Source organism: Pseudomonas yamanorum, assembly GCF_900105735.1.
GTDB classification, from domain to species: domain Bacteria; phylum Pseudomonadota; class Gammaproteobacteria; order Pseudomonadales; family Pseudomonadaceae; genus Aquipseudomonas; species Aquipseudomonas yamanorum.
In genome coordinates, this window is the sequence record NZ_LT629793.1 from 5,574,958 (window position 1) to 5,596,130 (window position 21,173).

At 62.0% G+C, this 21,173-nt stretch carries 24 protein-coding genes; 9 read left to right on the top strand and 15 right to left on the bottom strand.

Annotation, left to right across the window (positions count from 1 at the left end; all coding sequences use genetic code 11):
• Window positions 1-43: 43 nt before the first annotated feature.
• Both BLU46_RS26310 and BLU46_RS26315 read left to right on the top strand, forming a co-directional pair.
• Window positions 44-1,444, top strand: coding sequence for an aspartate aminotransferase family protein (locus BLU46_RS26310; protein ID WP_093207726.1), 1,401 nt, complete (start codon window positions 44-46; stop codon window positions 1,442-1,444).
• Between the two features lie 80 nt (window positions 1,445-1,524).
• A complete protein-coding gene (locus BLU46_RS26315; RefSeq protein WP_003209001.1) occupies window positions 1,525-1,749 on the top strand; it encodes an MbtH family protein in 225 nt (74 codons plus the stop codon).
• 149 nt (window positions 1,750-1,898) lie between these two features.
• Here BLU46_RS26315 and BLU46_RS32945 read toward each other — a convergent pair whose 3' ends face one another.
• The 9 genes from BLU46_RS32945 to BLU46_RS26355 form a co-directional block, all read right to left on the bottom strand.
• Entirely contained in the window at window positions 1,899-2,048 is a 150-nt protein-coding gene (locus BLU46_RS32945) for a hypothetical protein (RefSeq protein ID WP_373568948.1), read from the bottom strand.
• A 133-nt stretch (window positions 2,049-2,181) separates the two neighbouring features.
• A complete protein-coding gene (locus BLU46_RS26320) occupies window positions 2,182-3,129 on the bottom strand; it encodes a metal ABC transporter solute-binding protein, Zn/Mn family (RefSeq protein WP_093207728.1) in 948 nt (315 codons plus the stop codon).
• Complete coding sequence (locus tag BLU46_RS26325; RefSeq protein WP_029300631.1) at window positions 3,129-4,028, bottom strand: metal ABC transporter permease; 900 nt, start codon at window positions 4,026-4,028, stop codon at window positions 3,129-3,131. The genes BLU46_RS26320 and BLU46_RS26325 overlap by 1 nt, the downstream gene beginning before the upstream one ends.
• A complete protein-coding gene (locus BLU46_RS26330; RefSeq protein ID WP_093207731.1) occupies window positions 4,025-4,771 on the bottom strand; it encodes a metal ABC transporter ATP-binding protein in 747 nt (248 codons plus the stop codon). Before BLU46_RS26330 ends, BLU46_RS26325 begins: the two co-directional genes overlap by 4 nt.
• Window positions 4,768-5,688, bottom strand: a complete 921-nt coding sequence (locus BLU46_RS26335) for a metal ABC transporter substrate-binding protein (RefSeq protein WP_093207737.1) — start codon at window positions 5,686-5,688, stop codon at window positions 4,768-4,770. The genes BLU46_RS26330 and BLU46_RS26335 overlap by 4 nt, the downstream gene beginning before the upstream one ends.
• A gap of 25 nt (window positions 5,689-5,713) precedes the next feature.
• The gene (locus BLU46_RS26340) at window positions 5,714-6,274 is read right to left on the bottom strand and encodes a DUF6162 family protein (protein WP_093207740.1); all 561 of its coding nucleotides are present in this window, start codon (window positions 6,272-6,274) and stop codon (window positions 5,714-5,716) included.
• On the bottom strand, window positions 6,271-6,600 hold the full coding sequence (locus BLU46_RS26345; RefSeq protein ID WP_063028378.1) for a hypothetical protein: 330 nt from the start codon (window positions 6,598-6,600) through the stop codon (window positions 6,271-6,273). The genes BLU46_RS26340 and BLU46_RS26345 overlap by 4 nt, the downstream gene beginning before the upstream one ends.
• Entirely contained in the window at window positions 6,597-7,136 is a 540-nt protein-coding gene (locus BLU46_RS26350) for a hypothetical protein (RefSeq protein WP_063028380.1), read from the bottom strand. Before BLU46_RS26350 ends, BLU46_RS26345 begins: the two co-directional genes overlap by 4 nt.
• A complete protein-coding gene (locus tag BLU46_RS26355; RefSeq protein ID WP_093207743.1) occupies window positions 7,133-8,335 on the bottom strand; it encodes a PepSY-associated TM helix domain-containing protein in 1,203 nt (400 codons plus the stop codon). Before BLU46_RS26355 ends, BLU46_RS26350 begins: the two co-directional genes overlap by 4 nt.
• 251 nt (window positions 8,336-8,586) lie before the next feature.
• On the opposite strand from BLU46_RS26355, the gene leuC reads away from it, so the two are divergent.
• The 3 genes from leuC (at window position 8,587) to BLU46_RS26370 (ending at window position 12,069) form a co-directional block, all read left to right on the top strand.
• Entirely contained in the window at window positions 8,587-10,008 is a 1,422-nt protein-coding gene (gene leuC, locus BLU46_RS26360) for a 3-isopropylmalate dehydratase large subunit (RefSeq protein WP_093207746.1), read from the top strand.
• On the top strand, window positions 10,005-10,619 hold the full coding sequence (gene leuD, locus BLU46_RS26365; protein WP_063028386.1) for a 3-isopropylmalate dehydratase small subunit: 615 nt from the start codon (window positions 10,005-10,007) through the stop codon (window positions 10,617-10,619). The genes leuC and leuD overlap by 4 nt, the downstream gene beginning before the upstream one ends.
• A gap of 214 nt (window positions 10,620-10,833) precedes the next feature.
• On the top strand, window positions 10,834-12,069 hold the full coding sequence (locus tag BLU46_RS26370) for an MFS transporter (RefSeq protein WP_093207749.1): 1,236 nt from the start codon (window positions 10,834-10,836) through the stop codon (window positions 12,067-12,069).
• Here BLU46_RS26370 and BLU46_RS26375 read toward each other — a convergent pair.
• The 4 genes from BLU46_RS26375 to BLU46_RS26390 form a co-directional block, all read right to left on the bottom strand.
• Window positions 12,050-12,964, bottom strand: coding sequence for a LysR substrate-binding domain-containing protein (locus tag BLU46_RS26375; protein WP_197680870.1), 915 nt, complete (start codon window positions 12,962-12,964; stop codon window positions 12,050-12,052). The genes BLU46_RS26370 and BLU46_RS26375 overlap by 20 nt on opposite strands.
• A gap of 172 nt (window positions 12,965-13,136) precedes the next feature.
• Window positions 13,137-14,441 carry a C4-dicarboxylate transporter DctA gene (gene dctA / locus BLU46_RS26380; protein ID WP_003207293.1) on the bottom strand — a complete coding sequence of 435 codons (1,305 nt, stop codon included), beginning with the start codon at window positions 14,439-14,441 and terminating at the stop codon, window positions 13,137-13,139.
• Window positions 14,442-14,539: 98 nt separating this feature from the next.
• The gene (locus BLU46_RS26385; protein WP_093207753.1) at window positions 14,540-15,415 is read right to left on the bottom strand and encodes an alpha/beta fold hydrolase; all 876 of its coding nucleotides are present in this window, start codon (window positions 15,413-15,415) and stop codon (window positions 14,540-14,542) included.
• 238 nt (window positions 15,416-15,653) lie between these two features.
• The gene (locus BLU46_RS26390) at window positions 15,654-16,115 is read right to left on the bottom strand and encodes a VOC family protein (protein ID WP_063028393.1); all 462 of its coding nucleotides are present in this window, start codon (window positions 16,113-16,115) and stop codon (window positions 15,654-15,656) included.
• Window positions 16,116-16,350: 235 nt separating this feature from the next.
• Between BLU46_RS26390 and BLU46_RS26395 the strand changes: the two genes are divergently transcribed.
• Genes BLU46_RS26395 through BLU46_RS26405 form a run of 3 tightly spaced genes read left to right on the top strand, consistent with a single transcriptional unit; the run spans window position 16,351 to window position 19,043 of the window.
• Window positions 16,351-17,574, top strand: a complete 1,224-nt coding sequence (locus BLU46_RS26395) for an SfnB family sulfur acquisition oxidoreductase (protein WP_093207756.1) — start codon at window positions 16,351-16,353, stop codon at window positions 17,572-17,574.
• A 3-nt stretch (window positions 17,575-17,577) separates the two neighbouring features.
• A complete protein-coding gene (locus BLU46_RS26400; protein ID WP_063028397.1) occupies window positions 17,578-18,243 on the top strand; it encodes a methionine ABC transporter permease in 666 nt (221 codons plus the stop codon).
• 29 nt (window positions 18,244-18,272) lie between these two features.
• The gene (locus BLU46_RS26405; protein ID WP_076016645.1) at window positions 18,273-19,043 is read left to right on the top strand and encodes a MetQ/NlpA family ABC transporter substrate-binding protein; all 771 of its coding nucleotides are present in this window, start codon (window positions 18,273-18,275) and stop codon (window positions 19,041-19,043) included.
• 125 nt (window positions 19,044-19,168) lie between these two features.
• Here the strand turns inward: BLU46_RS26405 and soxR are convergent, their stop codons facing one another.
• Complete coding sequence (gene soxR / locus BLU46_RS26410) at window positions 19,169-19,618, bottom strand: redox-sensitive transcriptional activator SoxR (RefSeq protein WP_093207759.1); 450 nt, start codon at window positions 19,616-19,618, stop codon at window positions 19,169-19,171.
• A gap of 90 nt (window positions 19,619-19,708) precedes the next feature.
• Between soxR and BLU46_RS26415 the strand changes: the two genes are divergently transcribed.
• A complete protein-coding gene (locus tag BLU46_RS26415; protein ID WP_063033929.1) occupies window positions 19,709-20,071 on the top strand; it encodes an antibiotic biosynthesis monooxygenase in 363 nt (120 codons plus the stop codon).
• On the opposite strand, the gene BLU46_RS26420 is transcribed toward BLU46_RS26415, so the two are convergent.
• Window positions 20,063-21,166, bottom strand: a complete 1,104-nt coding sequence (locus BLU46_RS26420) for a sigma-54 interaction domain-containing protein (protein ID WP_010166567.1) — start codon at window positions 21,164-21,166, stop codon at window positions 20,063-20,065. The genes BLU46_RS26415 and BLU46_RS26420 overlap by 9 nt on opposite strands.
• Between the last annotated feature and the right edge of the window lie 7 nt (window positions 21,167-21,173).

The following is a 21,173-nucleotide window of genomic DNA, read 5'->3' on the forward strand; positions in this document are numbered from 1 at the left end:
TGGCAGTTTGGTCACCATCATCAGCGTATTGAGGGATCTGGAAATGTCAGTCGCTACCAGCCGTATTGAAGAGACCCAAGCGGTCCCTGCGGAAACGCTCTACCAGTTCGACGAAACCCCGCTGCTGGCCCGCCAGCGCCAGCAGGAATCCAATGCTCGCAGCTACCCTCGGCGCATTCCCCTGGCACTCAAGCGCGCCCGCGGGATTTACGTCGAGGACGTCGAAGGCCGCAGCTTTATCGACTGCCTGGCCGGTGCCGGCACCCTGGCGCTGGGGCATAACCATCCGGTGGTGATCGAGGCGATTCGCCAGGTGTTGAGCGATGAATTGCCGTTGCACACCCTGGACCTGACCACACCGGTCAAGGATCAGTTCGTGCAGGACCTGTTCGGCCTGTTGCCGTCGGCGCTGGCGCGGGAAGCCAAGATACAGTTCTGCGGCCCAACCGGTACCGATGCAGTAGAAGCCGCGCTGAAACTGGTGCGCACCGCCACTGGTCGCAGCACGGTGTTGTCGTTCCAGGGCGGTTACCACGGCATGAGCCAAGGTGCCCTGAGCCTGATGGGCAGCCTGGGTCCGAAAAAACCGCTGGGTGCCTTGCTCGGTAATGGCGTGCAATTCCTGCCGTTTCCCTACGACTACCGTTGCCCGTTCGGGCTGGGTGGGGCGGAAGGGGTCAAGGTCAACCTGCATTACCTGGAAAACCTGCTCAACGACCCCGAGGCCGGTGTTTTGCTGCCGGCAGCCGTGATCGTTGAAGTGGTGCAGGGCGAGGGCGGCGTGATCCCGGCCGATCTCGACTGGCTGCGTGGCCTGCGCCGTATTACCGAACAAGCCGGTGTGGCACTGATCGTTGACGAAATCCAGAGTGGCTTTGGTCGTACCGGCAAGATGTTTGCCTTCGAACACGCTGGCATCGTCCCGGACGTGGTGGTGTTGTCCAAGGCTATCGGCGGCAGCCTGCCGCTGGCGGTGGTGGTGTATCGCGACTGGCTCGACACCTGGTTGCCGGGCGCCCATGCCGGAACCTTCCGTGGCAATCAGATGGCCATGGCCGCCGGTTCGGCAGTGATGCGCTACCTCAAAGACCACGATATTCCCGCCCACGCGGCGGCGATGGGTGAGCGCCTCAGCGAACACCTGCGCATTTTGCAGCGCGACTTCCCGCAGTTGGGGGACATTCGTGGCCGTGGGCTGATGCTCGGGGTTGAACTGGTGGACCCCGCCGGTGCGCCCGACACCCAAGGCCATCCGCCGGTGAATCGCCAACTGGCGCCACTGGTACAGCGTGAATGCCTCAAGCGCGGGCTGATCCTTGAACTGGGCGGTCGCCATGGCAGCGTTGTGCGTTTCCTGCCGCCGCTGGTGATTACCGCCGCAGAAATCGACCGTGTGGCCGAGATCTTTGGTCGCGCCCTGGCGGCAGCGGTCGCCAGCCTCTAATTTTTTACCGGGCTGGCACGTTCTTTCTTACATCAGCTGTGCGTGGTGCGCAGCCAGCCTTACACCGACGGAGAACAGCAATGACCTCAGTATTCGACCGCGAAGACATCCTGTTTCAGGTAGTGGTCAACCATGAAGAACAATATTCCATCTGGCCCGACTACAAGGCCGTGCCGGAAGGCTGGCGCACCGTGGGCAAGAGCGGGATGAAGAAAGAGTGCCTGGCCTACATCGAAGAAGTGTGGACCGACATGCGCCCGTTGAGCCTACGCCAGAAGATGGACAGCCAGGCGTTGGCGGGCTGATCCAGGTCTCGGGCATCACATAAAACCCAATGTGGGAGCGGGCTTGCTCGCGAAGGCGCCGTGTCAGTCACTGTCTGTGTCGACTGTCACACCGCTTTCGCGAGCAAGCCCGCTCCCACATTTACTGTGTTTTGCCTGTGAGAGGCGCGTTACAGCGTCTTGATCACTTGATCCACATTGCCCTCCAGCTCTGCCACCGGGTCGGCGCCATCGGTGCCCAGCACCAGCAACGCCGTGACCGCCGCCTGCACCGCATCGCTTGGCTTGCGGGTTCGCGGGTTGACCCAGACCTCGGGCAAAACACAGATCCAAATGTGGGAGCGGGCTTGCTCGCGAAGGCGTCGTGTCAGTCACTGTATGTGTCGACTGTCACACCGCTTTCGCGAGCAAGCCCGCTCCCACATTTACTGTGTTTTGCCTGTGAGAGGCGCGTTACAGCGCCTTGATTACCTGATCCACATTGCCCTCCAGCTCTGCCACCGGGTCGGCGCCATCGGTGCCCAGCACCAGCAACTTCGCCCCACCCGCCGTGACAGCCGCCTGCACCGCATCGCTTGGCTTGCGATGATGCAGCACCACGGCCACCTCGTTCTCCTTCAAGCCTTCGCTCAGTTGCTGCAAAGCCTCGGGTGTCCACTCGGTATCAGCCCGCGCATCGGTGCTGACCAGTTCCAGGTTCAAGCCACTGACGAGGTAACCAAAATGATCGCTCAGGCTGGCCACCGTCAGGTTATCGGCCTTGGCCAGTCGCGCCTCGCTGTCGGCAGTGAGCTTGAGCAAGCGTTGCTTGAGCGCGGCCAGGTTGACCTCGATCTGCGGCTTGGCCTCGGGGGCCAGGCGACTCAGGTCGGCGGCCATCACATCGGCCATGCGCCCCATGTTGTTACTGGCCTGCCATGGCTGGCTGTTCAGGCCGTCGGTGGCGCCCGGCTGCACGGCAATTCCCGGCAAACCACCGTCCACCGGGCGGGCGGCGTCGACTTCGACGATGCGGATGTTACTGCGCCGGGCCACCGGGTACAGCGGGTCATTCGGCCACAACGAGCGCAGGCCGATGGCCGCGTCGGCGTCCAGTGCCAGGGTGTTCAATGCCTGCGCACCGCGCCCGGTGAAATAGGCGATTTGCCGTGAGCCGGGCAGGTTGGCCGGTGCCGCGCGTTCAAGCTGCACGTCGGTGCCTTTGAGCAACACCTGCGCCAAGCCATAGGTGATCGGCAAGGCGGCGAGGACTTTCACCGGCTTTGTCGCCTGGGCCTTGTTCAAGGCAGCATGGCCGATGCCTTGGTTGGCGGTGATCTGTAGCGGCTTGACGCCGTCGGCGGCGAATGCCGGTGTGGCAATGGCCAGGGCCAGCAGCAGTGGTCGAAACATCGGGCGCATTATCCAAGATTCCCTTTCAGGCTGGGGACCGTGCCGCGAGCAATGGCGGCGAGGGCGAAGGCGATACCGGCGACCAGGATGATCGCGGCACCGGACGGAATCGGCAGGTCGAAGATGATTGGCAGCAGGATCCCGCACAGGGTGCTGACGGTGGCGATTACCACCGAGATCCAGAAGAAGCCCTTGAGTGACTGGCTCAACAGGCGTGCGGCAGCCGCCGGGATCACCAGCAACGCACCCACCAGGATCGCGCCGATGACCTTGACCGCCGCAACGGTGATCAGCGTCACCAGGATCACGAACAGATAGTCCAGGGTCTTCACCGCCACCCCGCGTACCGCTGCCAGTTGCGGGTTGAAGCTGGCGAGCATGATGCGGTTGTACAGCGGCAGGGCCAGGGCCATCACCAGTGAGCCGACAATTGCCAGCACCAGCAAGTCATTGCCATTCACCGTCAGCACTGAGCCGAACAGCACGTTTTCCAGGATGTGCACGTTGATCTTGCCCGCCAGAATCAGCAGCAGGCTCGCCCCCAGGGCCAGGGACACCGAGAGGAACACGCCGATCAAGGTATCCGGCGCCAGACCGGTGCGGTTGCGCAAGTAGTTGAGCAGGATCCCGAACAACAGGCAGTAGCCGAACAGGCTGCCGTAAGGCCCGGTGTAGGGTTCCCCCAGCAGAATACCCACGGCCACGCCGGTCAAGGCGGCATGGCCCACCGCTTCGGAAAAGAACGCAAAGCGCTTGACCACCACCAGCGTGCCCAGACCGCCCAATACCGGGCCGATCAGCAGCCCGGCGAGCAGCGCGTTGACCACAAACCCATAGGCGAGCGCTTCCGGCAAATACCCGGAAGACGCCCAGCCCTGGACCATCAAGCGAAAGGCTTCGTAGCTCATAAGGCCGGGCTCCGTGGGTGGGTGGAGAACAGGGTCAGCAGGCGGTCCGGGGTCAGCGCCTCCTTGGGCGTCGCATCGAACAGCACGCGGCGGTTCAGGCCGGTAACGCGGTCAGCCAGGCGGCCGACGGCTTCCAGGTCATGCTCGATCCACAGCACGGTGATCCCGGCCTTGCGCCAGTCGTTCAACAGGCGCTCGAACACCTGGATGCCAGCTTCATCCAGCGCCGACATCGGTTCGTCCAGCACCAGCAATTGCGGCGCCGGGATCAAGCCCTGGGCCAGCAGCACCCGCTGGCGTTCCCCGCCAGACAACGCGCCCATGCGCCGTTTGCGCTTGTCCTGCATGCCAACCCGCTCCAGTGCGTCGCCAATCGCGGCAGCGTAGTGTTTGGACAACCCGAGAAACGCCGGACGCCGCTGGCACATCGCAGCCATGAAGTCGTCGACGGTCATCGGCAAGCCCCGGTCGAACTCCAGCGCCTGGGGCACATAGCCGATGGTGCCGGGTGCGTCCGGCCAGTGCAGGCTCAACTGGCCCTCGTGCGGCGTTTGCCCCAGCAGGGTCTTGATCAGCGAACTCTTTCCGCCGCCGTTGGGGCCCACCAGCGCATGAATACTGCCGGGCTGGACCTGGAAGCTCACCGCGTCGAGGATCACCGTGCGGCCCAGGGTCAGCGCCACGTTATTGAAGTCGAGGGTCGGGCCAACGCTGGCCACGCTCAAGTGTTCAGCCGCCGTCATGCCCCGGACTCCTGAATGGCTCGCACCACGGTATTGAGGTTGCCGGTCATTTCCACTTCGTACTTTTCCGCGCTGTAGTCGCCATAGGAGATGTGCGACAGCGGGTACAGCTTCACGCCTGATTCACGCTGGATGGTGTCGACGTAGCTGGACGGGAAGTCCATCTCCGAGAAGATCACTTTCACATCCAGTTCCCGCAGTTGGTCGATGGTTTTCTTTAACTGGCTGGGGCTCGGCTCGATGCCGTGGGCCGGTTCCACCACGGCGGTGACTTCCAGGCCGAACTCCCGCAGCAGGTAGTCATACGCCGCGTGCACCGTGGCCACCCGCAGGTCAGGGTTGGGTGCGCTGGTGAGCTTGGCCAGGGCGTCGGCGCGCATCTGGCGCAGACGCTTGCCGTAGGCCCGGGCGTTCTGGTTGTAGGTCTTGGCGTTGTCCGGGTCGAGTTTGCCCAGTTCCCGGGCGATGTTGTTCACCTGGGCAATCGAGGCGCTGATGGACAGAAAGGTGTGCGGGTTGACCACCTTGCCGGCACCGCGGGCGGCGTTGCCGGTGGCGGCCAGCAGCGGCACGTTGGCGTTGGCTTCGATCACCGGGATGTCCGGGCGCTCACTGGTGGCGATCATGCGGTCGGCGAAATCGTCATGGCCGACACCATTGAGCACGATCACATCCAGGGTGCCGATGCGCTTGATGTCTTCGGCACGAGGTTCGTAGGCATGGGGATTGAAGCCGGCCGGAATCAACGGCACGACTTCGGCTTTGTCGCCGACGATATTGGCCACGTAGCTGTAATAAGGATGCAGGGTGATGCCGATGCGCAGGCGTTTGGCAGGGTCGGCACTCGCGAATGGGGCCAGCAGCACGGTAATCAGGCCGATCAGCACCAGACGTAATAATGGAGATGAAATAGACATGGTCTTCTCTCGCTACAGCGTGAATTCAATGGCGATGCTGGCGGGTGACACCGGCATCGAATTGCGCGACCACTTGCTGCCATCCCGCGCTGATCAGCGCCTGGTCAGTGAGGTCGGAGGGGGCGGTGAGGTTGGCGCTGCGGTTGAGCCAGATATCCGGCTCGGCGCCCCGGATGCGCATCAACAGCGAACCGCTGAGGTCCGGTGTCTGGCTCAGGCCCAGGTAGGCCGCGTCCAACAACTGCCAACGATGGTCGCCGCGGCTCACCGAACTGGCGTCCTGGGCGAAGGGCGCAAAGCCTTCCGCCGCCAGTTGCTCAGGCGTCGGCAGGGCGCTGTGTTCTTCCTGCAGCAGGTGGATTTCATCCAGGGTCACCCGCAGGTCGGCGTAGATGCCTTGCTCGGCGGCGCTGAGGTCGCGGCGGGCGTCCAGTTGGTGGCTGGGCACGGCGGCGATCTCCTGGCTTTCACCGCGCAAGGCCACCACGGTGCCGGCAACGGCGAGGATGATCAGGCACAACAGCAGGACATACAGGGTTTCGTGCCCGGCACCGGCCGGGCGCACCACTTGGGTTGTACGGCTCATTGGGGCTGGATATCCGCTTGATCGATTTCCACCACGTGGCCGGGGCCGGCATCAAACAACACGTAGAACTCGGCGGACGGTTTCTTGAAGGTCAGCGTCGAGTCTTGCCCCAGCTTGCCGGGCACCAGGATGGTTTCGTCGTAGCCGATCACATCCAGGGTCACCCCCGGCGCGCCGCTGCCATCGGAGAAACCGCCGGTGCACTGGATCTGCTCGCCGGGGATCTCCTTGCATTCGCACATCGGGTTGTGGGCCAGGGCAACGGTGCTGAAGCCGGCACCGAGGATCAGCGCGCCAACGGTACGGGCCAGTTGCGGCAAAGTCATGGTTTAACTCCTCGTTTTTTCAGCCAGTCGATGGTGGCCGGCGATGCCTGGCTCAAGGGGATGGAGGCCTGGTGCATGGCGCCGTCCCAGCCTTCCATGGTGATCCACACTTCGGCGTCCAGTGGTGTGCGTTCGGGGATCGGCAGCATGGCGCCCATGCGGTACGGGGTACCGAAGAAAATCACCCCGGCGGCCCGCAGGCTGCGGGGCTTGCCGATGCGCAGGTAGGTCGCCTTGACCTGGTCGATGCAGGTGGCGCACAGGGCGGCATTGAAGGATTTCATCGGTCCCGCCGGGTCGGGGCGCGGCGGCTCGTTGCGCAACTCGGCGAGCTTCAGGCTCCAGGGACCGACCTGTACTTCGCCGACTTCCCGTTCGCCCAGGCCGCTGTCGCCGCGAAACAGCGCCGCGTCGGCAAAGTACTTGGGCATAAAGCCCAGGGGTACCAGCAACAGCAGGATATTGATGTGGAAGCGCCACTTGAGCCAGAAGGCCCGCAGTGGCGAGGGCGGTTGAACCGTCATGGACTTGTTCATTGATTGCCCTCCGTTGTTTCAGCCTGCAAGACCTGGGTTTTTGCTGGTTGCCGGGATGCCTTGGCTTCACGTTTCAGGGCGTTGAGGGTCGCCAGGGCCGTGCGTTTGGTCCAGATCAGCAGGCCGCTCAAGACCATCATGCTCAACACCAGGCCAAAGAAGGCCCAGATCAGCTTGATCCAGAGGCCGCCAAAATCCCCGGTGTGCAGGGGGCGCATGGATTCGGTGACGAACTCCAGGGCTGAACGGTCGGACAGCAGGTGCGAGACGGCTATTTCGCCGTTGTACGGGTTGATTTCCGCGGTCTGGAACATCAGCGGGTACCAGCCACGCCCGCCGATGCGCAGGTGGCTGTAAGCGTTGCTGGGCAGGCTCACAAAGCTGGCCTCGAGCCCCGGGATACGTTGGGTGGCGATATTGATCGCCTCGTCCAGTGGAATCATGGGTGCCGGTACGCCCGCTGCGGACATTGGCACTTTGTCGCGGGCAATCGCCGGGACGATCGGTTCGCTGGAAATGGTGATCTGGTTATCGCTGAGGGTCGCCTCGATCAGGAACCAGGTGCCGGTGATGGAGATCACCGCGATAAACCAGATCGACCAGATGCCGCTCAATCGATGGAAGTCGCCCCAGAAGATCCGCGCGCCATGGTTGAAGCGCAGGGTCGGCTTGAAAAAGCCTTTCCAGAAACGTTTGTAGATCACAAGGCCGGTGACCAGCGACGCCAACAGCGGCAGGCCCAGCAGCGACACCAGGTACCAGCCCCAGCTGTAACCGTTGGTGAAGGGCACCAGCCACCAGCCGTGGAGTGCACGGGTAAATGCCTGGAAGTTGAACGCCGGGCTGATGCCCTGGATCACCCCGGTATAAGGGTTCACGTAGACCTCCAGCGAGCGCCCATCGGGATAGCTGAGGTTGGCGCTGAGGGCAAAGTGCGACTCATCCGGACGGCTCAGGGACTCGACGATCACCTGGGGTTCGGCGCGCTTGATGGCGCCGATCACTTGGTCGTAGGTGAGCGGTTCGGCATCGTCCGACGGCTTGCTGGCGCGGATGTCCGGGTTGGCCAGCCAGACGATTTCCTGGCTGACCACCGCCAGGGTGCCGGTGACACAGACGATCAGCACAAAGAACCAGATGGGCAAGGCCAGCCAGCTGTGCACGAGAAACCAGAGTTTTGAGCGTGACTTCTTCGACATGTGAATGAGGGTCTTGATCGGAGAGAGGCGGTAAAGGCCCGGAAAACGCCGCCCGTAGCTTTTGCTGACGCGAGCGGCTGTATCTAAGTTAAGACGGATGAGAAATGCAAAACCCTAAGGTGGATATGAAAGAAAATGTTTCGGATAGCCATTCATGCAACACGAAACATGTTTCGAGTCATCACCAAGGCGGGATTGATGGGGCAGGGGCGCTGCCTATGATGGAGTCATACCGTTGAGCGAGCCCAATAATGACTTCTGCCAGAACCCTCTACGACAAACACATCGACTCCCATACGGTGTGCCGCCTGGATGACCAGGGCCATGTGCTGCTGTATATCGACCGTCAGGTCATTAATGAATACACCAGCCCGCAAGCTTTCAGCGGCTTGCGCGAGGCAGGCCGTGGCGTATGGCGTCCCGGCACGGCGCTGGCGGTGGTCGACCATGTAAACCCCACCACACCCAAGCGCATCGCGACCATGCCGGATGCGGGCGGCGCGCGCCAAGTGTCGTACCTGGCGGAAAACTGCCGGGATTTCGGAATTGAGCTGTTGGATATCCTCGACAAGCGCCAAGGCATTGAACACGTGATCGCCCCGGAGCAGGGCTTTATCCTGCCGGGCATGGTGATCGCCGCCGGCGACAGCCACACCACCACCTACGGTGCCTTGGGCGCATTCGGCTTTGGCATCGGCACCTCGGAAATCGAGCATTTGCTGGCCTCGCAAACCCTGGTCTACAAACGCCTGAAAAGCCTGCGCGTGACCGTGGATGGCGAACTGGCCCACGGCCTGACCTCCAAGGACGTGATCATGGCGCTGATCGGCAAGATCGGCGCTTCGGGTGCCACCGGCTACGCCATTGAGTTTTGCGGTTCGACCATTGATGCCCTGAGCGTCGAGGCGCGGATGACCATCTGCAACATGGCGGTGGAGGCGGGCGCCCGTGGTGCGTTCATGGCGCCGGACGAAAAAGTCTTTGCCTACCTCAAGGGCAAACCCCGCGCGCCGAAGGGCGAGTTGTGGGAGCGCGCCCTCGTGGGTTGGCGCCAACTGCACTCGGATGCCGACGCCGTGTTCGACCTCGAAGTGCAACTGGACGCCACCGCCCTGGAGCCCATGGTCACCTGGGGCACCAGCCCCGACCAGGCCGCGCCCATCGGCGCCCGCGTACCGGACCCGCAAGACGTCAGCGACCTGATCCTGCGCCAGGACATGCGCCGCGCCCTGAACTACATGGGCCTTGAAGCCGGCATGCCCCTGAGCGAGATCGTCATCAGCCATGCGTTTATCGGCTCCTGCACCAACGCCCGCATCGAAGACCTGCGGGATGCCGCCAGCGTCGTGCGCGGCAAGCACGTGGCCGACCACGTGCGGGCGATGATCGTGCCGGGCTCCACCGAAGTACGCGACCAGGCCGAAGCCGAAGGCCTCGCCGCGATTTTTATCGACGCCGGGTTTGAATGGCGCCAGTCCGGGTGCTCGATGTGCCTGGCGATGAACGATGACGTGCTGGAACCCGGCGACCGCTGCGCCTCCAGCACCAACCGCAACTTCGAAGGCCGCCAGGGCGCAGGTGCCCGCACGCACCTGATGAGCCCGGCCATGGTTGCCGCCGCTGCCATCACCGGCCGCCTGACGGATATTCGCCACTTTGGAGACCGCACATGAGCCTGCAACCCTTCACCCGGATCACCGGCAAGGCCGCACCGATGCTGGCGGCCAATATCGACACTGACGTGATCATGCCCAAGCAGTTTCTCAAGGGCATAGACCGTAACGGGCTGGATCGCGGGTTGTTCTTTGATTTGCGCTTCTTGGCATCGGGCGAGCCTAACCCGGAGTTCGTGCTGAACCAGCCGGCGTGGCAGGGCGCGAGCTTTATGGTGGTGGGGCCGAACTTCGGTTGTGGTTCCAGCCGGGAGCATGCGGTGTGGGGCTTGAAGCAGATGGGCATTCGCGCGTTGATCGGCAGCAGCTTTGCGGGGATTTTCTATGACAACTGCCAGCGTAATGGGGTGTTGTTGATCACGCTGGAGGAGGCGGTGTTGCAGCGTTTGGGGCAGATGGTGAGTCAGCCTGAACAGGCGCAGATCAGTGTGGATCTTGAGGCGCAGGAGATTCTTTTGGCTGACGGGCAGGTGATTGGGTTTCAGATTGATACGTTGCGCAAGACTGCGTTGTTGTTGGGGTTGGATGCTATCGGCACGACGTTGCAGCGCAGTGAGCAGATCAAGGCGTTTGAGCGCGAGCACCTGGCGGCCAATCCTTGGCTCGGGTGACTAACTGACTCAAGGCAAGCAAGATCAATGGTGGGAGCTGTCGAGCTTTAGCGAGGCTGCGATGCAGGCGCTGCGCTCCTGCAGGTGCACCGCGGTGATCCCATCGCAGCCTCGCTAAAGCTCGACAGCTCCCACAAGTTGACACTTCAAGACCTGTGAGCTTAAGTGGGGCGCGACAAGGAGGTTGGCCCGTCGCGGAAAAAGGAATTTCAGTGTGTGTAACCGCAATCCCGAGTTCGCGCTTTCGACCCGAAACGCCCGCCTGATCATCTTCGCCCGGGGCGTTTCGGATTTTGGCGCGTTCCTCAATATGGTGGCCTTGTCTACCTACGTCTATTGGCTTAGCCAAAGCGTGGTGTTTGTCAGTCTCTTTCTGGCATGCCGCGTCACCGGCGGTATTGTCGCCAGTCTGTTCGGCATCCCGTTTTTCCGGCGCTTTGCCGGGCGTGGCACATTGGCCGGGCTGGACCTTGCCCGGGCGCTGTTGCTGACGCCGCTGCTGTTGTTGATCCCGGCCCATCAGCTCAGCGTGCTGCCCTTTATCGCCTTCGGGATCGGCTTGTGCAATTCGCTGTTTGCCATTGGCCTCAACAGTCAATTGCCAACCTGGGTGGCGCTCGAGCAGCGCGTCTCCACCAATGCGTGGATCACTTCAGCGGCCGCTACCGGTGCGGTCTTCGGCAGTTTGCTGTCCGGACTGTTGATCGCCACCGGTGGATTTGAAGCGGTGTTTGCCGTCAACATTGGCACCTATGTCGTCGCTGCTTGCCTGATCCTGCCGCTGCGCGGGCTGTACTTCGCCACCGTTGGCGTGCACCGGGCCCTCTCGGCGGAATGGCATGAGCTGAAGAAAGGGCTGCGGGGCGCGCCGGTGCTGGCCGCCATGTTGCTGATCAGCATGCTCGATACGCTTGGCAGCGCTGCCCATAACGTCGGCTGGCCGGTACTGTCCCAGTACATTTCTCCCGACACGGCAAAAACCGTCATGGGTTATCTGCTGGCAGTGTGGGCGTGTGGCAAGTTCGTCGGCGCGCGCCTGGCCAGTGCGGTTTTAAAAAACCGCGGCAACCGAGGCATGGAGCGCCTGTTCATGGCCGGCGTAGCGCTGATGTCCAGCGGCTTTATCCTGACCTTCCAGCAAACCGAGCTTTGGCTGGCATTGATGCTGGTGGTGTGGGCAGGGCTGGGGGACGGTGTGTCCGAGGTGGCCTTGATCTCCCGGGCCCAGAATGAGCCTGATAGCCTGCGCCTTCCGCTGTTCAGTTTATTGACCCTGATTCAAATGGCCGGCTTCGGCATGGGCATGCTGGTGGTCGGGCCGTTCTACCTGACGTGGACGCCGGCTCAGGTGATTGTGTTGTTCCATGGATTGCCGTTGAGCGCCTTGGTGGTCATGGGGTTATGGATGGGATTCAGGGCTCACCGGGGCGTCAGATCGACAACCCTTTGAAGTGCTCCTGCAAAAACTCCACACACGCCCGCAACTTCCCGGAGTAGGCCAACCGCGTCGGGTAAACCGCCCACACGTTGGCGCTCTGGGTGTAGTCGTGCAGCACCTGCACCAGTTTCCCTTGCTCCAGCAGCGGCTTCACGTCCCACATCGAACGCAGCAACACGCCGCGTCCGTCCAGGGCCCATTGCAAAACGATCTCGCCGTTATTCGACGATAACGGGCCGCGCACGCGCACGCTGTCCTGCACGCCATCGCGCTCCAGGTGCCAGATGCCAAACGCGTTGTCGCGCTCCTTGAGCACCAGGCAGTCGTGCTGTTCCAGGTCGCTCAAGTGCTGCGGCACACCACGGCGTTCGAGGTAGGCGGGCGCCGCACACAGCACCCGCCGGTTACTCACCAGCCGGCGACCGATGTGTTGCCCGGGGATGTCGTCGCCCACGCGAATCTCCAGGTCGAAACCCTCGCTGACGATATCCACCACCCGATCAAACAGGTCCAGGCGAATCTCCAGGTCCGGGTATTGTTCGGCCAATAGCGACAAGGCTGGCGCCACATGGTTACGGCCGAAACCGAAGCTGCTGCACAAGTGCAGGTGGCCGCGCGGGCTGTCGTGGGCGTCGGAAAGCTCGTCGGACAGTTGCTGGAAGTCTTCGAGAATCCGCACGGCCCATCGCTGCACGCGCTCACCGTCTTCGGTCAGGGCGATACGGCGGCTGGTGCGGTGCAGCAGGCGGGTGGCGAGGGTGGTTTCGAGAATCTGGATACGCTTGCTGACATAGGCCGGGGACAAACCCAGCTCGTCGGCAGCCGCAGCAAAGCCGGCCTTGCGGATCACGGTCAGGAATACCCGCAGGTCTTCAGGTAGAGGCACGGTATCTTTCTTGTTAGTCATCAGAAACAGGCGTGGCGGCATGAACCGCCAGAATAGCACCGGTGTGGCGAGGGAGCTTCTGCGGTGAGGGAGCTTGTTCCCGCTGGAGTGCGAAGCGCTCCCAGGATTTTTGGGCCGCTGCGCAGCCCAGCGGGAGCAAGCTCCCTCGCCACAGGGGATTGGTGTTTAAGGGTTACTCGGCGGCGATCTTCGCCTGGGCGGCGGCCCGTGCATGACGGCCATGCTTGAGGGCGATGGGCGCCATTTTCTCGCGGTCCAGTTCACCTTCCCAAGCAGCCACCACCAGCGCGGCCACGGCATTGCCGATGATATTGGTCAGCGAGCGGCATTCAGCCATGAACCGGTCCACACCCAGGATCAACACCATCGCCGCCACCGGCACCGTGGGTACGACCGCGAGGCTGGCGGCCAGCGCGACAAAGCCTGCACCCACCACCGCACCGGCACCTTTGGAGGTGAGCATCGCCACCGCCAGCAGGGTCAGTTGTTGCTCCAGCGTCAGGTCGATATTGGTCGCCTGGGCCAGGAACAGCACCGCCAGGGTCATATAGATGTTGGTGCCATCCAGGTTGAAGGTGTAGCCGGTGGGCACCACGATCCCCACCACGCCTTTGGACGCGCCAAGGCTTTCGAGTTTCTGGATCAGCTGCGGCAGGGCCGATTCGGATGAGCTGGTGCCCAGCACGATCAACAGCTCGGCTTTGATGTAGGTCAGCAGCTTGAAGATGCTGAACCCTACATAACGGGCAATGCTGCCCAGCACCACGGCGACGAAGAAAAACGCGGTGACGTAGAACGTGCCCACCAGTTTCAACAGCGGCAGCAGCGAACCCAGGCCGTACTTGCCGATGGTGAAGGCGATGGCCCCGAAGGCCCCGATCGGCGCTACGCGGCTGATCATCCCGACGATGCGGAAGAACACTTCGCTGGCCTGGTTGATCACGCCCACCAAGGGCCGGCCCTTCTCGCCGATCATCACCAGCCCGAGGCCAAACAGCACCGACACAAACAGCACCGGGAGGATTTCGCCTTTGGAGAAGGCATCGAAGAAGGTCGTGGGGATCACATGCATCAGGAATCCGGTGACGCCTTCGCCGTGTTCGGCCTGGCCGACAAAACCGGCGATGGCCGAAGTGTCGAGGGTTTTCACATCAATGTTGAAACCCACGCCCGGGTGCAGCAGGTGCGCGGCAAGGATGCCGATCACCAGGGCAATGCTGGAGACGATCTCAAAGTAGAGCAGCGCCTTGCCGCCGACGCGGCCCACCTGCTTTACGTCGTGCATGCTGGTGATGCCGGACACCACCGTGCAGAAGATGATCGGGCCGATGATCATCTTGATCAGCTTGATAAAGCCGTCGCCCAACGGCTTGAGGTCGATACCCACCTGGGGCCAGTGGTTGCCGATCAACACGCCCAGCACAATGGCGATGATCACTTGCACATACAGGGTTCCCAGCAGTTTTCTGATTGTCATTTTTATTATCTCGAGACGTTTTTTGGGCAAGCAGACCCCGTCGCAGGCTGTTTCAAGCCTGCGGGGCGGGATCGGTCAGATCAGCGGTTCATAACGGCTCAGCGAAGGAAGGCCAGGACTTCGCCGAGCAACAGTTCAGGGGCTTCTTCAGCGATGTAGTGGCCTGCCGGCAGGGCCTTGCCACGTACGTCGGTCGCGACTTTCTGCCATTCCTTGAGGGGGTCGAAGCAGCGGCCGACGGTGCCTTCGGCGCCCCACATCACCAGCAATGGCAGTTCCAGGTGATTGCCTTTGTCGATATCGGCGCGGTCGTGCTCAAGGTCGATGCCGGCAGCGGCGCGGTAGTCTTCGCAGATGCCGGTGGCGGTGCCGGGCAGTTTCAGGCAGCGCAGGTATTCAGCGAAGGCCTCATCGGTGAACGGCTTGAGCCCGGCACTGCGGCTGCCCATGACGCTGCGCAGGTACAGTTCCGGATTGCCTTCGATCAGGCTCTCGGGCAGCGGCGCCGGGCGGATCAGGAAGAACCAGTGCCAGTAGGCGCGGGCGAAGGCTTCGTCGGTCTGGGCGTACATGGCCAGGGTCGGTGCGATGTCCAGCAGGACCATGCGCTGTACAGCCTTGGGGTGGTCCAGGGCCAGGCGATGGGCGACTCGGGCGCCACGGTCGTGGGCCAATACCGAGAATTCCTCGAAGCCCAGGGCCTTCATCAATTCGACGCCGTCGCGGGCCATTTCGCGTTTGGAATAGTGGGTGTGGTGGTCATTGGCGGCGGGCTTGCTGCTGTCGCCGTAACCGCGCAGGTCGGCGGCGACCACGGTGAAGTGTTCGGCCAGTTGCTCGGCGACCTTGTGCCAGATGACGTGGGTCTGCGGGTGCCCGTGGAGCAGGAGCAGGCCGGGACCTGTGCCGCCTTTGCGGTAGCAGATGTCCACGCCGTTGACGTGGCGCTGGTCTTTTTGGAATCCGGCGAACATGGAATGACTCCTCGTGATGATTGCCTGCATCCTGAAATCACACGACGCCTGGGGCAAGGGGGAAAGCGTGGAGGGGTTGTTCATGAAGTGTGTTGAAGCCCGATCTTTCAGGCAGTGCAGGTCAACTGTGGGAGCTGGCTTGCCTGCGATGCAGGCAACTAGGTGTATCAGTCGCACCGAGGTGATGCCATCGCAGGCAAGCCAGCTCCCACAGTTGGGTTGTGTCGCCCAGGCGACTTCATCCTTGCTTGAACAACGCCTCGGCACGCTGGCGAACCTGCGCCTCGGTCAAGTCCTCCTTGCGAGTGGCCAAAAACCACACATGCCCGAATGGGTCTTTCAGTGTCCCGGAGCGGTCACCGTAGAATTGATCCTTGGGTTCTGAAATCGCGGTGCCGCCGGCCTTGATGGCCTGGGCGAACTGTTGGTCGACGTCCTGCACATAGAGATGCAGGCACACACTGGGGTGTTCTTTTCCCGGGCTGCCAAAAGACATCTCGCCACAGGGTGAGGCCATCATGATCGCCGAATCGCCAATGCGCAGTTCGGCATGGCCGATCTTGCCGTCGGGCATGTCCAGGCGCATGACTTCGGTGGCGCCGAAGGCTTTCTTGTAGAACTCGATGGCCTCAGCGGCTTTTTCGATACCCAAGTACGGCGTGATGCTGTGATAGCCCTCGGGAATGGGTTTAACGCTCATATCGTTCTCCTTGATTGTGGTTATGGAGGGACGGCCTTTTCACTATAGGCCACGTGTGCCGTGGCCTGCGGGCAGCCGACGAGGTGTTGGCCAGGCAACAGCAAACCGGCAGTTTGCTGCGCCATGGACGGATTATTGGGGTCAGGGTGGGCGCAAACCCTTGAGTTTGACGGCCCGGGCCCTCAGGCACAGAAGCTGCAATAGCTCAGGTCAATCATTCGCCCGAGAGCGTTGTATGTCTGTACTGCCTGTATCTGCCGATTACCCAATTCACACGCCCCACGCCGAGCTGATCCGCGATGAGGCCCAGGCCCTGGCCGTAGCCCATCGGGTCGCCGCCGTGTTGCTGGAGCAAGACGCCGAACGTGACCGCACCCGCCAGGTGCCGGTCGAAGTGGTCGACCTGTATTCCAACAGCGGCCTGTGGGGCATCAGCGTGCCTCGCGAGTTTGGCGGCGCCCAAGTGTCCTACGCGGTGTTGGCCCAGGTGATTGCGATCATCTCGGCGGCCGACCCGTCGCTGGGTCAGATCCCGCAGAACCATTACTGCCTGCTGGAAGACATCCGTCTGCAGGGCACCCCCGAGCAGCAGGCGTACTTTTTTCGCCTGGCGCTGGAAGGGCATCGGTTTGCCAATGCACTGTCGGAAACCGGCGGTAAGAACGTCCAGGACATCCAGGCGACCATCCGCCCGCAAGGCGATGGCTATGTGATCAACGGTCGCAAGGGGTATTGCACCGGTTCGCTGTACGCCCACTGGCTGGCGGTGCTGGCGCTGGATGAACAGCAAAATGCGCAGTTGGCATTCGTGCCCCGTGGCACTGAAGGCTTGGTGGTGGTCGACGACTGGGACAGCATGGGGCAGCGCACCACGTCCAGCGGCACGGTTTTGGCCGATGACTTGAAGGTGCCGGCTTTCAATCTGTTTCCTACCCATCGCTCCTACGATTCGCCGACGCTTGCCGGCCCTTTCGCACAATTGACCACCGCCGCCATCGACGTCGGCATTGCCCGTGCCGCGCTGCGTGACACGGTGCAGTTCGTCCAGCAATTCGCCCGCCCGTGGATTGATGCCGGGGTGGAAAAAGCCAGTGAAGATCCGCTGACCATCATCCAGGTGGGCGCATTGGATATTCGTCTGGAAGCGGCGGAAGCCTTGCTGGAGCGCGCCGGAAAAGCCCTGGACGCCGCGCGCCCGGCACCCGATGAAGACAACGTCGCCCACGCTTCCCTAGCGGTCGCCCGAGCCAAGGTACTGACCACTGAAATCGCCATCGAAGCCAGCAACAAGCTCTTCGAACTCGGCGGCACCCGTTCCACTTTGAAGAAACACAACTTCGACCGTCACTGGCGCAACGCCCGTGTGCACACCCTGCATGACCCGGTGCGCTGGAAGTATCACGTGGTGGGCAACTGGTTGCTCAACGGTGCCAAGCCACCGCGTCACGACTGGTCCTGAACCATGGCCGAGCTGTTTAAAAACATCTACTGGGCCGACATCGGCCAAGCCTGCCTGGAAACCTTGAGCATGCTCACTGCGGCCCTGGGTTTTACCGTGCTGTTGGGGTTGCCGCTGGGGGTGGTGCTGTTCCTTACCGGCAAGCGCCAGTTGCACGAAACCCTGGTGGTGTATCGGGTGCTGTCGGTGGTGGTGAACGTGCTGCGTTCGCTGCCGTTCATCATCCTGCTGATTGTGCTGATCCCGTTGACCACCTTGCTGGTGGGCACCTCCCTGGGCGTGCCCGGCACGATTCCGCCGTTGGTGGTGGGCTGTACGCCTTTCTTTGCGCGGCTGGTGGAAACCGCCTTGCGTGAAGTCGACCGTGGTGTGGTGGAAGCCACCCAATCCATGGGCGCCAGCACCTGGCAGGTGATCCGCCACACGCTGTTGCCGGAAGCCCGGAGCGGGCTGCTGGCAGCGGTCACCGTTACCGCGATTGTGCTGGTGGACTACACCGCGATGGCCGGGGTGATCGGTGGCGGTGGCCTGGGCGACCTGGCAATTCGCTATGGCTATCAGCGTTTCCAGACCGACGTGATGGTGGTCACGGTGTTGCTTCTGTTGGTGCTGGTGCAGGCCCTGCAAATGACCGGTGACCGTTTGGTGGCGCGTTACAGCCGCCGTTGATTCCTATAACTAATGCCTTCGGAGCAACCATGAAAAAATCCCTGGCCATCTTGGCCGCTGTCTTGTCCTTCAACGCCTTTGCCAACGAGACGTTGGTCGTCGGCGCCACGCCCGTGCCTCACGCCGAGATCCTGGAGTTCGTCAAACCCGTGCTGGCCAAGGAGGGCGTGGACCTGCAAATCAAGGTCTTCACCGACTTCATCCAGCCCAACCAACAACTGGCGCTGAAGAACATTGACGCCAACTACTATCAGTACCGGCCTTTCCTGGATGACTACAACAAAACCCGGCATACCAATCTGGTGCCGGTGGTTGGCGTGCACATCGAGCCGTTTGGTGCCTATTCGACCAAGATCAAAAACATCGCTGAGTTGAAAGACGGCGCCACAGTGTCGATCCCCAACGACCCGGTCAACACCGGCCGTGCGCTGGTGCTGCTGGATGAAGCCGGCTTGATCAAACTCAAGGACCCTAGCAACACCCTGGCCACCCCACGGGACATCGTCGAAAACCCCAAGCACCTGAAAATTCGTGAGCTGGAAGGGGCGTTGCTGGCTCGCTCGGTGAGCCAGGTGGACCTGGCATTCGTGTTCGCCAACTACGCCCTGGAAGCGGGGATCGACACCAACAGCGCGTTGATCGTCGAGAAGGGCAAGAGCCTGTACGTCGAGTATCTGGTAGCGCGCCCGGACAACATCAACGACCCGGGCATCCAGAAACTGGCCAAGGCGTTGAACTCCGATGAAGTGCGCCAGTTCATCCTGACACGCTATAAAGGCCAGATAGCTCCGGGTTTCTAAGTCTGATGGAGATCAAAATGTGGGAGCGGGCTTGCTCGCGAAGGCGGTGTATCAGCCAACTTATTGAGTGACTGACACGCCGCCTTCGCGAGCAAGCCCGCTCCCACATTGATAGGGTTTCCTTATCAGGGATTTACGCTGGGCTCCAGCAATTGTGCCCCAGGCCCGCGTTCACCCAGTACGTCATCCTGATTGCGCAGCGGGCACGCCTCTATCGACAGGCACCCGCAGCCAATACAGCCACTGAGTTTGTCCCGCAGCAGCATCAGTTTGTCGATGCGCCGGTCCAGGTCCTCACGCCACAATGCAGACAGGCGCTTCCAGTCAGCGGCGGTGGGCGTGCGGCCATCGGGCAGGGTTTGCAGTGCCTCATGGATCGTCGCCAGAGGGATGCCCAAACGCTGGGCAATCTTGATCACCGCCACCCGGCGCAACACGTCCCGCGAGTAGCGCCGTTGATTGCCGGCGTTACGGCTGCTCTTGATCAAACCCTTGGTTTCGTAGAAGTGCAGGGCGGTAACGGCAACGCCGCTACGGGCTGCCAATTGGCCGACGGTGAGTTCTTTGGTGACCATGAAAAAGCCCTTGACCTTGACTTAACTAGAGGTTTTACCCTGCGTGGCATCCAATCGCAAGATTGTGCCTACGGTAAGAGGGGAATGTTCATGCAGGTATTAGAGAAGAGTCTGAGTTTCACCCAGATGGTCGAGTTCCAGATCGAACCTCAGCAGCAATCCGCGTTGGTAGCGGCCCTGTCATCCCAAAGCGAGCGCCTGGCCCAGGACCACGGCGGCTTTATCAACGCCAGCGTGCAGGTCAGCGATGATGGGCGCCGGGTGCTCAGCTACTTGCAATGGCGCTCCCGCGAGGACGGTGAGGCGGCCTTCAAGTGTTTTGAGCACGGTGAGGAAGATTTCTGGACGCTGATACGCGCCCACCAGGCCACGGCAGTGACCTTCGGTTCGTTCCAGGTGTTGCGCAGTATCGAGCGCAGCCATGACAACGCCTTGCACTGCCGCCTAAATTGACAGGTGCAGCATGCGCTCGCCCTGTACGTTTTCGCCGGGGCGGCGCTTGTTCACGGCCAGCTCACCGATCTTGATCAAGCGGGTACGCGTCACGTTGCGGCTCAGGCCCAGCAGGTTGGCGGTGTGCACCTGGTTGTAATGGCTGAAGCGGTAGGCAGCGCGCAGCAATGCATCCTCGACCTTTTCATGCAGGGCGCCGGCCTGTTCCTCGAAGAGTTTTTGAAAGGCGCGTTCCAGCAGGGCTTCAGCACTGTTGTCGATGCCGTGCTGGCTGTCGTCCTGACGCTCGATGCGCATGTTCGACAGGCGCAGGTCGTCGCGTTCGATCACGCCGTTGCGGCAGATCAGCAGGGTGTGGTGAATCACGTTTTCCAGCTCGCGAATGTTGCCTGGCCAACTGTAGCTTTTGAGTTTCTGCTCGGCCTCGCGGCTGATAGTGATCGGTCCGTAACCCAGGCGCTGGCTGTAGGCTTCGATAAAGTGCCGGGTCAGGGGCAGGATGTCGCCGGGCCGGTCCCGCAACGGGCTCAGCTCCAGGCTCACCACATCGAGGCGGTAGTACAGGTCTTCGCGGAAATGTCCGGCGTTGATGGCTTTTTCCAATTGAACGTTGGTGGCCGCCAGGACCCGCACGTCGATGGGAATGCTTTTGCGTGATCCCAGGCGCACCACTTCGCGCTCCTGGAGTACCCGCAGCAGCTTGACCTGAATCGCCATCGGCAAATCACCGATTTCATCGAGGAACAGGGTGCCACCGTCGGCCTCTTCGAACCAGCCGGCCTTGGCGCTGAGGGCGCCGGTGAAGGCGCCTTTTTCATGGCCGAACAGCTCGGCCTCCACCAACGATTCGGAAAACGCGCCGCAGTTTACCGCCACGAACGGACGGTTGCGCCGGGCGCTGAGGTTGTGGATATGGCGTGCCACCAGCTCTTTACCGGTGCCGGTTTCGCCGATGATCAGCACGCTGGCTTCGCTGGGCGCGACTTGCTGGATGTGCGCCAGCAGCGCCTGGGATTTCGGGTCTTCGAAGACCTGGGCCGTGGCGCGGATCGAGGTCGCAAGAGCGGGCGAGGGCGGTAGGGTTAAAAGCTGCATGGGCACC

Excerpts from the sequence above, each read along its gene's own strand:
- BLU46_RS26310 (WP_093207726.1), top strand. The coding sequence starts at position 44 with ATGTCAGTCGCTACCAGCCGTATTGAAGAGACCCAAGCGGTCCCTGCG.
- BLU46_RS26315 (WP_003209001.1), top strand. The coding sequence starts at position 1,525 with ATGACCTCAGTATTCGACCGCGAAGACATCCTGTTTCAGGTAGTGGTC.
- BLU46_RS26320 (WP_093207728.1), bottom strand. The coding sequence starts at position 3,129 with ATGCGCCCGATGTTTCGACCACTGCTGCTGGCCCTGGCCATTGCCACA.
- BLU46_RS26325 (WP_029300631.1), bottom strand. The coding sequence starts at position 4,028 with ATGAGCTACGAAGCCTTTCGCTTGATGGTCCAGGGCTGGGCGTCTTCC.
- BLU46_RS26330 (WP_093207731.1), bottom strand. The coding sequence starts at position 4,771 with ATGACGGCGGCTGAACACTTGAGCGTGGCCAGCGTTGGCCCGACCCTC.
- BLU46_RS26335 (WP_093207737.1), bottom strand. The coding sequence starts at position 5,688 with ATGTCTATTTCATCTCCATTATTACGTCTGGTGCTGATCGGCCTGATT.
- BLU46_RS26340 (WP_093207740.1), bottom strand. The coding sequence starts at position 6,274 with ATGAGCCGTACAACCCAAGTGGTGCGCCCGGCCGGTGCCGGGCACGAA.
- BLU46_RS26345 (WP_063028378.1), bottom strand. The coding sequence starts at position 6,600 with ATGACTTTGCCGCAACTGGCCCGTACCGTTGGCGCGCTGATCCTCGGT.
- BLU46_RS26350 (WP_063028380.1), bottom strand. The coding sequence starts at position 7,136 with ATGAACAAGTCCATGACGGTTCAACCGCCCTCGCCACTGCGGGCCTTC.
- BLU46_RS26355 (WP_093207743.1), bottom strand. The coding sequence starts at position 8,335 with ATGTCGAAGAAGTCACGCTCAAAACTCTGGTTTCTCGTGCACAGCTGG.
- leuC (WP_093207746.1), top strand. The coding sequence starts at position 8,587 with ATGACTTCTGCCAGAACCCTCTACGACAAACACATCGACTCCCATACG.
- leuD (WP_063028386.1), top strand. The coding sequence starts at position 10,005 with ATGAGCCTGCAACCCTTCACCCGGATCACCGGCAAGGCCGCACCGATG.
- BLU46_RS26375 (WP_197680870.1), bottom strand. The coding sequence starts at position 12,964 with ATGACTAACAAGAAAGATACCGTGCCTCTACCTGAAGACCTGCGGGTA.
- dctA (WP_003207293.1), bottom strand. The coding sequence starts at position 14,441 with ATGACAATCAGAAAACTGCTGGGAACCCTGTATGTGCAAGTGATCATC.
- BLU46_RS26385 (WP_093207753.1), bottom strand. The coding sequence starts at position 15,415 with ATGTTCGCCGGATTCCAAAAAGACCAGCGCCACGTCAACGGCGTGGAC.
- BLU46_RS26390 (WP_063028393.1), bottom strand. The coding sequence starts at position 16,115 with ATGAGCGTTAAACCCATTCCCGAGGGCTATCACAGCATCACGCCGTAC.
- BLU46_RS26395 (WP_093207756.1), top strand. The coding sequence starts at position 16,351 with ATGTCTGTACTGCCTGTATCTGCCGATTACCCAATTCACACGCCCCAC.
- BLU46_RS26400 (WP_063028397.1), top strand. The coding sequence starts at position 17,578 with ATGGCCGAGCTGTTTAAAAACATCTACTGGGCCGACATCGGCCAAGCC.
- BLU46_RS26405 (WP_076016645.1), top strand. The coding sequence starts at position 18,273 with ATGAAAAAATCCCTGGCCATCTTGGCCGCTGTCTTGTCCTTCAACGCC.
- soxR (WP_093207759.1), bottom strand. The coding sequence starts at position 19,618 with ATGGTCACCAAAGAACTCACCGTCGGCCAATTGGCAGCCCGTAGCGGC.
- BLU46_RS26415 (WP_063033929.1), top strand. The coding sequence starts at position 19,709 with ATGCAGGTATTAGAGAAGAGTCTGAGTTTCACCCAGATGGTCGAGTTC.
- BLU46_RS26420 (WP_010166567.1), bottom strand. The coding sequence starts at position 21,166 with ATGCAGCTTTTAACCCTACCGCCCTCGCCCGCTCTTGCGACCTCGATC.